15 protein-coding genes and 1 tRNA gene are annotated in these 12629 nt (G+C 68.9%); 11 read left to right on the plus strand and 5 right to left on the minus strand.

Annotated elements, in window-relative coordinates; genetic code table 11:
• Positions 1-78 precede the first annotated feature (78 nt).
• The 9 genes from P7A99_RS08765 (at position 79) to ptsN (ending at position 6586) form a co-directional block, all read left to right on the plus strand.
• A tRNA-Leu gene (locus tag P7A99_RS08765) sits at positions 79-165 on the plus strand.
• Between the two features lie 150 nt (positions 166-315).
• Entirely contained in the window at positions 316-933 is a 618-nt protein-coding gene (locus tag P7A99_RS08770; RefSeq protein ID WP_277793508.1) for a ribonuclease D, read from the plus strand.
• Positions 934-947: 14 nt separating this feature from the next.
• A complete protein-coding gene (lptC, locus tag P7A99_RS08775) occupies positions 948-1577 on the plus strand; it encodes an LPS export ABC transporter periplasmic protein LptC (protein ID WP_347276687.1) in 630 nt (209 codons plus the stop codon).
• Positions 1578-1619: 42 nt separating this feature from the next.
• Complete coding sequence (locus P7A99_RS08780; RefSeq protein ID WP_277793509.1) at positions 1620-2153, plus strand: LptA/OstA family protein; 534 nt, start codon at positions 1620-1622, stop codon at positions 2151-2153.
• Between the two features lie 8 nt (positions 2154-2161).
• Positions 2162-2923: an LPS export ABC transporter ATP-binding protein gene (lptB, locus tag P7A99_RS08785; protein ID WP_277793510.1), complete on the plus strand. Its 762-nt coding sequence runs from the start codon at positions 2162-2164 to the stop codon at positions 2921-2923.
• 194 nt (positions 2924-3117) lie between these two features.
• Positions 3118-4617 carry an RNA polymerase factor sigma-54 gene (rpoN, locus tag P7A99_RS08790; RefSeq protein ID WP_277793511.1) on the plus strand — a complete coding sequence of 500 codons (1500 nt, stop codon included), beginning with the start codon at positions 3118-3120 and terminating at the stop codon, positions 4615-4617.
• 122 nt (positions 4618-4739) lie between these two features.
• Positions 4740-5351 carry an exopolysaccharide biosynthesis protein gene (locus P7A99_RS08795; RefSeq protein WP_277793512.1) on the plus strand — a complete coding sequence of 204 codons (612 nt, stop codon included), beginning with the start codon at positions 4740-4742 and terminating at the stop codon, positions 5349-5351.
• A gap of 52 nt (positions 5352-5403) precedes the next feature.
• On the plus strand, positions 5404-6033 hold the full coding sequence (hpf, locus tag P7A99_RS08800) for a ribosome hibernation-promoting factor, HPF/YfiA family (protein WP_101711096.1): 630 nt from the start codon (positions 5404-5406) through the stop codon (positions 6031-6033).
• 85 nt (positions 6034-6118) lie between these two features.
• Complete coding sequence (ptsN, locus tag P7A99_RS08805; RefSeq protein ID WP_101720594.1) at positions 6119-6586, plus strand: PTS IIA-like nitrogen regulatory protein PtsN; 468 nt, start codon at positions 6119-6121, stop codon at positions 6584-6586.
• Between the two features lie 4 nt (positions 6587-6590).
• Here ptsN and P7A99_RS08810 read toward each other — a convergent pair whose 3' ends face one another.
• Both P7A99_RS08810 and P7A99_RS08815 read right to left on the minus strand, forming a co-directional pair.
• Positions 6591-7133 carry a hypothetical protein gene (locus P7A99_RS08810; RefSeq protein ID WP_277793513.1) on the minus strand — a complete coding sequence of 181 codons (543 nt, stop codon included), beginning with the start codon at positions 7131-7133 and terminating at the stop codon, positions 6591-6593.
• 34 nt (positions 7134-7167) lie between these two features.
• Entirely contained in the window at positions 7168-7560 is a 393-nt protein-coding gene (locus P7A99_RS08815; protein WP_277793514.1) for an acyl dehydratase, read from the minus strand.
• 111 nt (positions 7561-7671) lie between these two features.
• Here P7A99_RS08815 and P7A99_RS08820 point away from each other — a divergent pair, with 111 nt between their 5' ends.
• Positions 7672-9867, plus strand: coding sequence for a protein-disulfide reductase DsbD family protein (locus P7A99_RS08820; RefSeq protein ID WP_277793515.1), 2196 nt, complete (start codon positions 7672-7674; stop codon positions 9865-9867).
• Here P7A99_RS08820 and P7A99_RS08825 read toward each other — a convergent pair.
• The gene (locus P7A99_RS08825; RefSeq protein ID WP_277793516.1) at positions 9864-10316 is read right to left on the minus strand and encodes a hypothetical protein; all 453 of its coding nucleotides are present in this window, start codon (positions 10314-10316) and stop codon (positions 9864-9866) included. The genes P7A99_RS08820 and P7A99_RS08825 overlap by 4 nt on opposite strands.
• A gap of 59 nt (positions 10317-10375) precedes the next feature.
• Positions 10376-11113: a DUF1353 domain-containing protein gene (locus tag P7A99_RS08830; protein WP_277793517.1), complete on the minus strand. Its 738-nt coding sequence runs from the start codon at positions 11111-11113 to the stop codon at positions 10376-10378.
• 190 nt (positions 11114-11303) lie between these two features.
• Between P7A99_RS08830 and P7A99_RS08835 the strand changes: the two genes are divergently transcribed.
• Positions 11304-11906, plus strand: a complete 603-nt coding sequence (locus P7A99_RS08835; protein WP_277793518.1) for a redoxin domain-containing protein — start codon at positions 11304-11306, stop codon at positions 11904-11906.
• 190 nt (positions 11907-12096) lie between these two features.
• On the opposite strand, the gene P7A99_RS08840 is transcribed toward P7A99_RS08835, so the two are convergent.
• Positions 12097-12588 (minus strand): hypothetical protein, encoded by a 492-nt coding sequence (locus tag P7A99_RS08840; protein ID WP_277793519.1) that lies wholly within the window; start codon positions 12586-12588, stop codon positions 12097-12099.
• Between the last annotated feature and the right edge of the window lie 41 nt (positions 12589-12629).

Here is a 12629-nt window from a genome sequence, read left to right on the forward strand (position 1 = left end):
TGAGAAATGCGATTGACGCCGCCGGAACCATTGCATAAACGTCCGGCCCTCGCAGCGGCCCAACGGGTTGCGCCGCGGGCCCAGGTGGCGGAATTGGTAGACGCGCTGGCTTCAGGTGCCAGTGACCGAAAGGTCGTGGAGGTTCGAGTCCTCTCCTGGGCACCACCCCTCTCGCAAGCATGCGACGAGGCGGTGGCGCCAAGTTTTCCTTACAATAGATACTCCGTTCATCTGGCGTGCATCGCCGACGCTCCACTATAAGGCGTCGGAGCGGCGCCGTTCGCGACGACGCCGACGCGTGGAGACGAGAGACACTTGGCCAGCTTTGTTCATGAAGGCGATCTGCCCGACGGCGTGTTCGCCGGGGCGACCGCGATCGCCATCGATTCGGAAACCATGGGCCTGCGCCTTGGGCGCGATCCGCTGTGCGTCGTGCAGCTGTCGGCCGGCGACGGCGACGCCCATGTGGTGCGCCTGGACCGCTCGACCTACCACGCGCCGAATCTGAAGAAGCTGCTGGCCGACCCGGCCGTGCTGAAGCTTTTCCACTTCGGCCGCTTCGACATCGCCATGTTCCTGCTGCATCTGGGCGTCATGACCGCGCCCGTGTACTGCACGAAGATCGCCTCCAAGCTCGCCCGCACCTATACCGACCGCCACGGCCTCAAGGACGTGACGCGCGAGCTGATGGGCGTGGAGCTGTCCAAGGCCCAGCAGAGCTCCGACTGGGGCGCTGATTCGCTCAGCCCCGAGCAGGTGGCCTACGCCGCCTCGGACGTGCTGCATCTGCATGGCCTGCGCGAGCGTTTGAACGCCATGCTGGTGCGCGAGGGCCGCATGGCCCTGGCCCAGGCCGCCTTCGACTATCTGCCCCACCGCGCCGCCCTCGACCTGGCCGGCTGGGAAGACGTCGACATCTTCGCGCACGCTTAAAGGAGAGACGACCGGTGTCGGACGTGGCGATGAGAGGCGGCTTCAAGCGCGACCTGCGGCGCTGGCGCCGTCGTTCGCGCCTCGTCCGCGGCGCGCGCCTGCTGCTGCCGGTGGCGATCGTGGGCCTGCTGGGGGCGTCGGCCGGCCAGGTGATCTGGCGCACGGTGACCGCCGCCGAGCGCGGGCCCGAAAAGCCCCAGGCCCAGATCCGCATGCTCAATCCGCGCTTCTACGGCCAGTCCAGCGAGGGCCGGGCCTTCCTGATCACCGCCCGCTCGGCGATCCGCGACGACGCTGACCTCCAGCGCGTGCTGCTGGACGATCCGACCCTGACCCTGGGCACCGACGAGCCCAAGCCCACCCGGGTGACGGCCAAGAACGGCGTCTATCGCGAGGACACCCTCAAGCTGGTGCTGCGCGGCGACGTGCGCATGGACGACGGGGGCGGCTATCGCTTCGCCTCGGACGAGGCTTTCGTCGACACCAAGACCGGCGTGATCACCGGCGAAACCCTGTTGCAGGGCGAAGGCCCCACAGGACAGGTGAAATCCAACGCTTATTCCGTATATGACAAGGGCGACCGCATCGTTTTCCGGGGCGGCGTGAAAACGCGCCTGGACCGCGTCGACGGCGACGGGAACTAGAGGACGATGCGACAGATGAGGGCGAGGTCGATGAAACGAGCAATGGCGGTCGCTATCGCCGCGAGCCTCCTTGGCGGCCTGGCCGCGGCGCCGGCCGTGGCGCAGAACAGCTCCAGCGCGCCGGTCGACATCTCGGCCGACGAGCAGGAGACCATCTCCAGCCAGTGCAAGACGATCTTCCGCGGCGCCGTCGAGGTGCTGCAGGAGACCTCGCGCCTGCGCGCCGCAAAGATGACCCTCTACAATCAGAAGAAGGCCAAGGGCAGCGGCGACGGCAACGGCTGCGGCAATGTCGATCGCGTCGAGGCCGAGGGCGAGGTGTTCTACGTCACGCCCAAGCAGACCGTGCGCGGCGACCGGGCGACCTATGACTACGCCTCCAACACCATCGTGGTGACCGGCAACGTCATCGCCATCCAGGGCCAGGACGTCGCCCGCGGCGACCGCATGGTGGTCAACACCAAGACCAACGACGTGCGCATGGAATCCAGCGTCAAGGGTGCGGGCAAGAAGAACCGCGTCCGCGCCGTGGTCTATCCGAGCACCTCGGACGACGCCAACAAGCCCAAGCCCTGAGACCCCTGATGCAGTTCCACACCCTGGGCGGCGGCTCGACCGAAGACGGTCTCCATGTCGACGGCGTCGGCAAGACCTTCGGCGACCGGCCGGTGGTCAAGAACGTCTCGCTGCGCCTCAAGCGCGGCGAGGTGGTCGGCCTCTTGGGCCCCAACGGCGCCGGCAAGACCACGACCTTCTACATGGTCACGGGCCTGATCGCCGCCGACTACGGCTCGATCTATCTCGACGGCGAGGACATCACGGCCCAGCCGATGTTCCAGCGCGCCCGCCTGGGCGTCGGCTACCTGCCGCAGGAAGCCTCGATCTTCCGGGGCATGACGGTCGAGCAGAACGTCATGGCCGTGGTCGAGATGCGCCAGAAGAACCAGCGCGTGGCGCGCGAGACGGTCACCAACATCCTGGAAGAGCTGCGGATCACCCATATCCGCAAGTCGCCGGCCGTGGCCCTGTCGGGCGGCGAGCGTCGCCGCGTCGAAATCGCCCGCGCCCTGGCCAGCGAGCCGTCGTTCATGCTGCTCGACGAGCCGTTCGCCGGTATCGACCCGCTGGCGATCTCCGACATCCGCGAGGTGGTGAACTACCTCAAGAACCGCGGCATCGGCATCCTGATCACCGACCACAACGTCCGCGAGACGCTGGACATGGTCGATCGGGCCTCGATCATCGCCGCCGGCGAAGTGCTGTTCGAGGGCTCTCCGAAGGAGATCGTCGACAACCCCGAGGTGCGCCGGGTTTACCTGGGCGACAGCTTCGCCGACCGCTCTTAAACGGTTCGGACACGATTGAGGCGCGGCGAGCGGCCGCGTCGACCTCGGAAAAGGCCTTGCCCAGCAAGGCCTTTTTCTTTTTTCGCGGACGGATGGTCGCACCGGCCCGATATTTGCAGGCGTTCGCGCCCCGTTAACCAGACTGCCCTTTCAATGGCGATCGTAACTTCCGTTCGATTTGCCAGGAGGGCGCGTTGGCGCTCAGCCCCAGACTCGATATCCGGCAGGGCCAGGGCCTTGTCATCACTCCGCAACTGCAGCAGGCGATCAAGCTGCTGCAGCTGTCGAACATCGAGCTGGAAGCCTTCGTCGAGGCCGAGCTCGAACGTAACCCGCTGCTGCAGCGTGACGACAGCGACCGCGAGGTCGAGCGCGACGGCGAGCCCGAGCGCGCCGTCGAGAACCTGGGCATGGAGAACGTCTCCGACGCCTCGGCCAACCGCGAGATGGACACGCCCGGCGACGACGTCTCGCCCGGCGAGCGCGCCACCGGCGACGGCGAGGGCTTCGGCGCCGAGCATGCCGGCGGCCAGATCGACTGGTCGCGCGCCGGCGGCGGCGGCGGCTTCGAGGGCGACGACAATTTCGAAGGCGCCCTGAACCGTCCGCAGACCCTGTCCGAGCACCTGAACGGCCAACTGCTTCTGGCCGGCCTGTCGCCCGCCGACGAGGCCATCGCCGCCATCCTGATCGACGCCGTCGACGCCGCCGGCTACCTGCGCGCCGATCTGTGGGAGATCGCCGAGCGGCTGGGCTGCGGGTTCGACCGCGTCGAGGCCGTGCTGAAGGTCGTCCAGGGCTTCGAGCCCTGCGGCGTGGCCGCCCGCGACGTGCGCGAGTGCCTGGAGCTGCAACTGCGGGACGCCAACCGCTACGACCCGGCCATCGCCGCCCTGCTCGACAATCTCGACCTCCTGGCCCGCCGCGACCTGGCCGCCCTGCGCAGGATCTGCGGCGTCGACGACGAGGACCTGCGCGAGATGATCGCCGAGGTCCGCGGCCTGACGCCTCGTCCGGGCGCGGCCTTCCACAGCGACCCGCCCCAGACCCTGGTGCCCGACGTGCACGTGCGCGAAGGCCTGGGCGGCCTGTGGCACGTGGAGCTGAACACCGACACCCTGCCGCGCGTGCTGGTCGACCAGCGCTACCACGCCCGCGTCTCCAAGGGCGCGCGCAGCGACCAGGAAAAGACCTTCGTCTCCGACAGCTTCGCCAGCGCCAACTGGCTGGTCAAAAGCCTCGACCAGCGGGCCAAGACCATCCTCAAGGTGGCCAGCGAGATCGTGCGCCAGCAGGACGGCTTCCTGGCCTACGGCGTCGAGCACCTGCGCCCGCTGAACCTCAAGACCGTCGCCGACGCCATCGGCATGCACGAGAGCACGGTCAGCCGGGTCACCTCCAACAAGTACGTCGCCACCCCGCGCGGGGTGTTCGAGCTGAAGTTCTTCTTCACCTCGGCCATTCAGTCGTCGGAAGGCGGCGAGGCCCACTCGGCCGCCAGTGTCCGCCACAAGATCAAGGGCCTGGTCGACGCCGAGAAGACCGAAGCCGACGTCCATTCCGACGACCGCATCGTCGAGATCCTGAAAGCCGCCGGCGTCGACATCGCCCGCCGCACGGTCGCCAAGTACCGCGAGGCCATGCGCATTCCCTCGTCGGTCGAGCGCCGCCGCCTGATCAAGGAAGCCTGCTGAGGGGCGACCAGCGGGGGCTGCGACGCGAAGCCGCAGCCGTCCGGCCCCGCTTGCCGACGCTTTCCCTCAAGCGTTCGGCCCTGTTCCCGCGTTATAGGACGAGAGGGGGCACAGGACCGCGCATGAGCCACGAGAAACTGTCCGACGTGATCGACGGGTTCGGCGACGACCCCCGTCCCGAACTGACCGTCGGCCAGATGCTGGAAGCCTTCGACAGCCGCGCCTTCGGGGCGACGCTGCTGGTGTTCGGCCTGCTCAACTGCCTGCCCCTGCCGCCCGGTTCGTCGACCATACTGTCGCTGCCCATCCTGCTGCTGGCGCCGCAGATCGCCTGGGGCGCCAGCGCGCCCTGGCTGCCCCGGAAGCTGGTGGAAAAACCCCTTAAGCGCGACGACCTAAGAGGGCTTTTCCGGCGCATCACGCCGATCCTGCGGCGGCTGGAGGTGGTGACCAGGCCGCGTCTGGGCTTCCTGTTCGCGGCAGGCGGCGAGCGCGTCATCGGCGTGGTCTGCACCTTGCTGGCCCTGGTGCTGGTGCTGCCGATTCCCCTTGGAAACCTTGCCCCAGGCGCGACCGTCGCCGTGCTGGCCCTGGCCCTGCTGCAGCGCGACGGCCTGCTGGCCCTGCTTGGCTACCTGATGGCGACCGCCAGCGCCGCGCTGCTGTTCCTCAGCGCCGGTGTCGTGACCGCCGCGGTCAAGAGGCTGATCGGGGTCTTTTCGGGACTCTTCTGAGGCCCTTTTGCTCCCGCTTGACACCGCCCCCGGACCGGCGCGTTGATAGGGCATGCAAGTCCAAATCTCCGGCAAGCATGTCGACGTTGGTGAGGCTCTGCGAGCGCGAGTCGCCGACGAAATCGCCCTGAGCATCGGCAAGTATTTCGACCGAGGCGGTGACGCCGATGTCGTGATCAGCAAGGAGGGCTACGCCTTCCGTGTCGATTGTTCGGTAAAGCTGGCTTCGGGCCAGCAGCTTCTGAGCCACGGCTCCGGCGGCGACGCCCATATGGCGTTCGACCAGGCCCTGGCGAAGATCGAGACGCGCATAAGGCGCTACAAGCGTCGCCTCAAGAGTCATACCGAGGCGGCCGTCGCCAAGCAGGCCGAGAATGCGGCCTTCTACGTGCTGCGGGCCCCCGAGGACGAGCACGAGGACGAAGACTGGTCGATCGAGGAGGACCACCCCGCCGGCGCCCCGTCGGCCATGGTGATCGCCGAGACCCAGGCCTCGCTGAAGACGATGACCGTTTCCATGGCTGTCATGGAACTGGACTTGACCGAGTCCCAGGCAATCGTGTTTAGGAACGCCGCCCACGGCGGATTGTCGGTGGTCTACCGCCGGCCGGACGGAAATATCGGCTGGATCGACCCCGAGCGCACCAAGCCGCTGAACGGAAACGGCTCGACCTTGAGCTAGCTGGAGCCTAAGCGGTCCCGGCGCGTTTCGGGACCGCGGCGGCCGAGCTTTCGGCGGCCGGCATAGAGCGAGCTAGTTGAAGTCCATGACTATCGGCGATCTTCTGGACCACGGGGCGGTGACCCTGCGCGTCAGCGCCAAGGACAAGCGCCAGGTTCTCGGCGTCATCGCCGACTTCGCCGGCCGCGTGCTCGGCTTTGATTCCGACATCGCCCTCGACGGCCTGATCGAGCGCGAGGCGGCCGGTTCGACCGGCGTCGGCCAGGGCGTCGCCTTGCCGCACGCCCGCGTGCCGGGCCTGGACCGCGTGCGGGCCGTGTTCGTGCGTCTGGAGACCCCCGTCGCCTTCGACGCGCTGGACGACAAGCCGGTCGACCTGTTCCTGGCGCTGTTCGCCCCGCCCGAGGCCAATACTCAGCACCTGCGGGCCCTGGCCCGCGTCTCGCGCATGCTGCGCCAGCCCGAACTGCGCGAGCAACTGCGCCAGGCCCGCTCGGCCGACGCCGTGCACGTGCTGCTGGCCCGCGAAACCGCGACCCCGACGGCGGCCTGAGGCCCTACATCACCTCGATCTTGTAGCTGCACCCGGCCAGCGTCTTGCCCGGGTGCGTGGTCACGGTCGAGACGTTCAGCGTGATCCGCGTCTGCGTGGTCAGGCCGTCCGCGGTCTCCGTCTTTTCGGCGATGACCCGCTCGCCCATGAACTTGGCCGGCACGTCGATCGCCGGCTCGATTTTGAGCTGGGCGGCCAGCGGATGCGGGTCAGCTTCGTCGAGCACCGCCATCGGTCCCGAACTGTTGAAGGCGATCAGGCTGGTGGTTCGTCCGAACACCTCGATCGGCCGGGCCAGGCGATACTGCTTGAGCATGAAGTTAGGCGACTTCACCTCGGTCAGGCCGAAGTGCTTGCGGGCGTCGGCCCCCTCGGTCCCCGCGAGCCAGAAGGCGACCGTGTTGTAGGTCGGTACGTCATAGGTCTCGCAGGCGATCAGCTTGGCCAGGTCCACGGTCTTGGGATCGATCTCGTCGTCCTGGGCCAGGGCGGGGCCGGCGCTGGTCAAGGCAAGGGCCAGTCCGCCGACGATCAGCGTCTTGATCATGGGTACGCTCCTACTTGTGGGGGCCAAGACCGCCTCAGCGGGCGAAGATGCTCCGCGTCAGGCACGAGAAGACCAGCCGCCCGGCTTCGTCGAGCAGATCCTGCTGGGCGATGACGATGCCCTTGCCCTCGCCGACCGGATCCTTGCCCATCACCGTCATGCGGCCGCGCAGCAGTTCGCCGGCCGGCGGGTTGCGCAGCCAGCGCAGCGCGTCGACGCCCACGCGCTTGGTCTGCGGCCAGTCGGCGCTGGCCTCGCTGTCGAGGCGCGTCCAGATCGCGAAGACCATGGCGTCGGGCGCGCCCAGCGACGGGTCCCAGCCGGGCTGAAAGGCGGCGATGAAGGCGTCCAGCGCCTTGTCGTCCACCACCGTCGCGCCCAGGGTCACCACCTGACCGATCTGGATGTCGTCGAACGAAGCCGGCACGCGCAATCTCCCGTCGAAGCAGATGAGCGACCTGACCACGGCGCCTTGAAGGTTGTCGAGAGCGCGCGCACGGGCCATGTGTCTTCGCGGAGTTTCTTTGCAAGGTCGCCGATGCTGTTGCGCAGGTTGTTCGCCGCCGTCCTGGCCCCGCTGGCCGTTCTCGCCGCCGTCGCGTCGCCCGCGCACGCCGAGGTGGTCAAGACCGGCCACATCGAGGTCGAGCTGGTTTCCCAGGAAGCCGCCGCCGTGCCCGGCTCGACGGTGTTCGTGGCCCTGCGCCAGAAGATCCAGCCGCACTGGCACACCTACTGGCGCAATCCCGGCGACGCCGGCGACGCCACCAAGATCGTCTGGACCCTGCCCGCGGGCTGGACGGCCGGCGACATCGTCTGGCCGACGCCCGAGCGCGTGCGCGTGGGCCCGCTGCAGGACTACGCCTACAGCGGCGAGGTGCTGCTGCCCGTGCCGATCACCGTGCCGGCCTCGGCCAAGCCCGGCCAGACCGTCACCTTGCAGGCCGCCGCCGCCTTCCTGGTCTGCGAAGAGATCTGCGTGCCCGAGGACGCGGTGGTGACCCTGTCGCTGCCCGTCGTCGCGGGCCCCGCCAAGCCCGACCCCAAGTGGGGCGAGACGGTCGGGAAGGTGCTGGCCGCCGCCCCCAAGCCCGCCGGCCTGAAGGCGACGTGGAAGAAGGATGGCGAGACCCTGAAACTGTCGGTCACCGGCGCGGCCCTGAAGGGCGCCGATTTCGCCGACGCCTATTTCTTCCCCTATTCGGGCAAGGCCATTGACCACGCCGCGCCCCAGGCGATCGAGCGCGGGGCGGAAGGCCTGACCCTGTCGCTGACCGCCGGCTTCGACTTCGGGCCGGAGGCGACCGAGGCCCCGACCGAGCTGTCGGGCGTGCTGGCGCTGAAGGGCGGCTCCTACGAGATCACCGCCACGCCCGGCGAGACGCCCGCAGGCTCTGTAGGGCTAGGCTCTCTGCCCGCGGCCGGCGCCGGTTCGACCGGCGGTTCGCAAGCGCCCGGCGGCGGTGACGCCGCCGCCTCCGGCCTGGCCGGCGGCTTGCCGGTGGCCCTGCTGTTCGCCTTTCTCGGCGGCCTGATCCTCAACCTGATGCCGTGCGTCTTCCCGGTGCTGTCGATGAAGGCCGCCAGCCTGGCCGCCCACGCCCACGACGCCGGCAAGACCCGCGCCCAGGGCCTGGCGTTCCTGGCCGGCGTCGTCGCCACCTTCATCGCCCTGGCCGGCCTGCTGATCGCCGTGCGCGCCGGCGGCGAGGCCGTGGGCTGGGGCTTCCAGCTGCAATCCCCGGCGGTGGTCGCCGTGCTGGCGCTGCTGATGCTGCTGGTGGCCCTGAACCTGTCAGGCGTGTTCGAGGTCGGCGCGGCTGTCCAGGGCGCGGCGGGCGGCGTCTCGGCCGGCTCGGGCCTGGCCGGCGCCTTCCTGACCGGGGCGCTGGCGGTGATCGTCGCCGCCCCCTGCACCGCGCCGTTCATGGCCGGCGCGCTCGGCTTTGCTTTGACCCAGCCGCCGGCCTTCGCCCTGCTGGTGTTCCTGGCCCTGGCGTTCGGCTTCGCCGCGCCGTTCGTGATCCTGGCCTTCGCGCCGGGCCTGCTGAAGAAGCTGCCCAGGCCGGGCGCCTGGATGGATGTGCTCAAGCACGCCCTGGCCTTCCCGATGTACGGCGCGGCCGCCTGGCTGGTCTGGGTGTTCAGCCAGCAGGCCGGCGGCGTCGCCCTGGCCCTGCTGCTGGCCGCCGCCGTCCTGGTGGCCTTCGCCGCCTGGGCCTACGGCCTGGGCGAGACCCGCCGGTTCGCCGGCAAGACCCCGCTGGTCGCCTTCGGTTTCGCCCTTGTCGGTCTGGCCGGCGGCGTCGCCCTGACCGTCGGCGCCCTGAAGGCCCCGGTTCCCGCCGCTGGTCCGCAGACCGCCGAAGTCGCGGGTCCCGGCCTCGTCGCCGAGCCCTGGAGCCCCGAGCGCGTCGCCGCCCTGCAAGCCGAGGGCAAGGTGGTGATGGTCGACTTCACGGCCGATTGGTGCGTGACCTGCAAGGTCAACGAGAAGACGGCCCTGGCCGGTCCGCGCCTGGCCGATGCCTTCAAGGCCCAGAACGCCGTCCTGCTGAAGGCCGACTGGACCAAGCGCGACGCGACCATCGCCGCGGCCCTCGCCGAGCACGGCCGCGCGGGCGTGCCGCTCTATCTCGTCTATCCCAAGGGCGCCGGCGCGCCGGTCATCCTGCCCCAGCTGCTGACCGAGGGCCTGGTGATCGAGGCGGTGGAAAAGGCGGCCGAGGGCTAGCGGCCTTTGGCCGCCCTCCGAAGGGCCCATGGAATGCGCGCGTAGGCCAGCAGCATGTTGACGCCATAGAGCCAGACGAACACCATCACGACGTTCATGAGGCCCTGGCGTTCGGCGTTGATCATCAGCACGGCCAACACCGGCATGAGCACGCCGAAGACCGCGAGCAGCATCTGAAGCACGCGGCTGCGCATGCGATAGCGTAGCAAGCGACCCTCAAGCCCGCGCTCGACCCAGAAGCGCCCGCGATCAAAGAGCGTCATGCTCTGCCAGTTGCCGCCGCCCCGATCCAGGAACGCCGTCTCGAAGGCCGTGATGTCGGGCGCGGGCCGCGTCGGTCGTTTCTGCTGTCGTTCCAGCAGGGCCGTGACCCTGTCGATCACCGCCTCGTTCGAGATGGTCGGGTCGAGCGGGATCGAACCCCGCAAGGTCCACAGGAAGTCGAGCATGCCCTAGCCGTACGGCCTGTGGTCAAGCTCGGCAATGGGCGCGCGTGCGAAGGGGCGCCCTACTTCTGCTTCCTGCCGCCCCAGGGCAGGCGTTCCTTCACCCCGTCCATCGGCGTGCGGGTGGTGGTCACCGGCGGTGGGGCGGCGATGACGGGCTTGGGCAGGGGGTAGGCCCGCCAGCCGGTCTGGATCAGAGCCTCGAAGCCCTGGCAGCGCGGCATGATCCTGACCGCGCCGGTTCTCGGCTTGGCGAAGGGCGGCGGCTGGCTGACGGCCTGGCGGCGCGGATCGATGAACCGCCAGTCGCCGGGCAGGCCGTAGCCCTTCTCGCCGCCGGTCTTCACCGCCTGGTAGGCCAGGTTGGCCTGGAAGGGCTTGACCCCGTACTTGAGCATGGCGCGCAGGAAGATGGCGTCGGCCTCGGCCCGCTTGTCCTTTTCGCCGACGGCGTACAGCCAGTCGTGGACGATGGCGGCGCGCGCCGTCGGGCCCTGGGGGTCGATGAAGCCCTGGCCGTACCACGGCACGCTGGCGAAGTCGGTGACGTACCAGCGCGGCACGACGATGACCTTGCCGGTCTCGACGTCGCAATAGGGGAACTCCGCCTCCAGGGTGAAGAGCTTGCGGCCCTCCTTGGACTGGTTGAACAGCATCACCGGCTGCGGGGTGAGCGAGCTGGGCGGGGTGGGGGCCACCACCGGCACGAAGACGGTCGTCTCCTTGGTCGTCGTGCACGCGGCGACGGCCAGGCCCAGAGTAACGGCGGCGGCGAGCGAAAGCTTGGAGCGAAGCGTCATGATCGTGCTGGGCGGGAGGAAACGGCGAAGCGATGCCGTCTTCTGGCGGCCGAAATGCGGCGGATCAAGCCTTCAAGGCCAAGCTTTCCGCCGCAAGACAAAGGATTGCGCGCACCATGCGCTGTTCCACCGCACGACGATCCGTGAGACTGTCTCGCAACATCGGTCATCCCGCTGCTGGAGGTTCCCCATGATCACCCGTCGCCTGATCGTCGCCGGCGCCCCGCTGGTCGTGCTCGCGCCCAGCCTGGCCCTCGCCGCGCCGGCGCCGGCCTTCACCGCCAAGGACATCGACGGCAAGACCCGCTCTCTGGCCGAGTTCAAGGGCAAGACCGTCGTGCTCGAATGGGTCAACGAGGGCTGCCCCTATGTGAAGAAGCACTACTCGGGCAACATGCAGGGCCTGCAGCAGGCCGCCACCGCCGACGGCGTCGTGTGGCTCAGCGTGGTCTCGTCGGCCCCCGGCAAGCAGGGCTACTTCGCCGACGGCGCCCAGGCCAGGACCTGGATGAGCGCCAAGGGCGCCAAGCCCACGACCCTGCTGCTCGACCCCGAGGGCGTGGTCGCCACCGCCTATAAGGCCAAGACCACGCCGCACATGTACGTCATCGATCCGGCCGGTCAGCTGGTCTACCAGGGCGCCATCGACGACAAGCCGTCGAACAAGGTCGAGGACATCGCCACGGCCAAGAACTATGTCGCCGCCGCGCTTTCCGACCTCAAGGCCGGCCGCAAGGTGGCGGTGCCAGCCAGCCAGCCGTACGGCTGCGCGGTGAAGTACAAGGACGCTTGAGGGAAAGCACCTCTCCCGTTCCCTTCTCGTCATCCCGGAAAGCGCGCAGCGCTTATCCGGGACCCAGGAGACTGGGCGCGGCTTCTAGTTCAGCCTCCCGGGCGGCTGCCGACGCAATGCGGCGGCCCCTGGGTCCCGGCTCTCCGCTACGCTGCGGCTGGGATGACGGGCCTTGGACCGTGGGCCGCCCCTACGCCGCCGGCTGTGGCGGGGCGGTGATGACCTCGACGTTGTCGTTCAGCAGATAGACCATGTCGCGCAGGGCCTGGTCCTGGGTCTTGACGGTCTTGGCGTCGGCCATGGCGGTCAGCTTTTCCGGCAGGTCCTGGCTGATGCCGCGCAGGATGCATTTCAGGTCGTCGACCGCGCCGCGCTCTTTCAGGGTGACGTGGCCCTTCATGTCCAGCGCCGACAGGGCCTCGATCTCGGCCTTGAAGGCGGCGAAGCCCGGCAGGGCCACGGCCGGAGCGGCGGGATCCTTGGGCAGGGCCTCGCGATAGCCCTCGACGCGGGTCTTCAGGGCGCCGGCGCGCTTGACGATATCGATGAAAAGCGGCTCGCCCGCCACCGAAGGCGGGGCCTGGCCGGGCTGCACGACCGCGGGGGCCTGGTTCACGGGCGCCGCCGAACCGGTCGAAGCCAGCCACAGCATGGCGGAAAAAGCGATCGCGTCGCAGGACATCGGCTACTCCGGTCGAAAAACGTCATTGGTCTTCATGACGC

It is taken from the genome of Caulobacter endophyticus (assembly GCF_029543245.1).
Taxonomy (GTDB): domain Bacteria; phylum Pseudomonadota; class Alphaproteobacteria; order Caulobacterales; family Caulobacteraceae; genus Caulobacter; species Caulobacter endophyticus_A.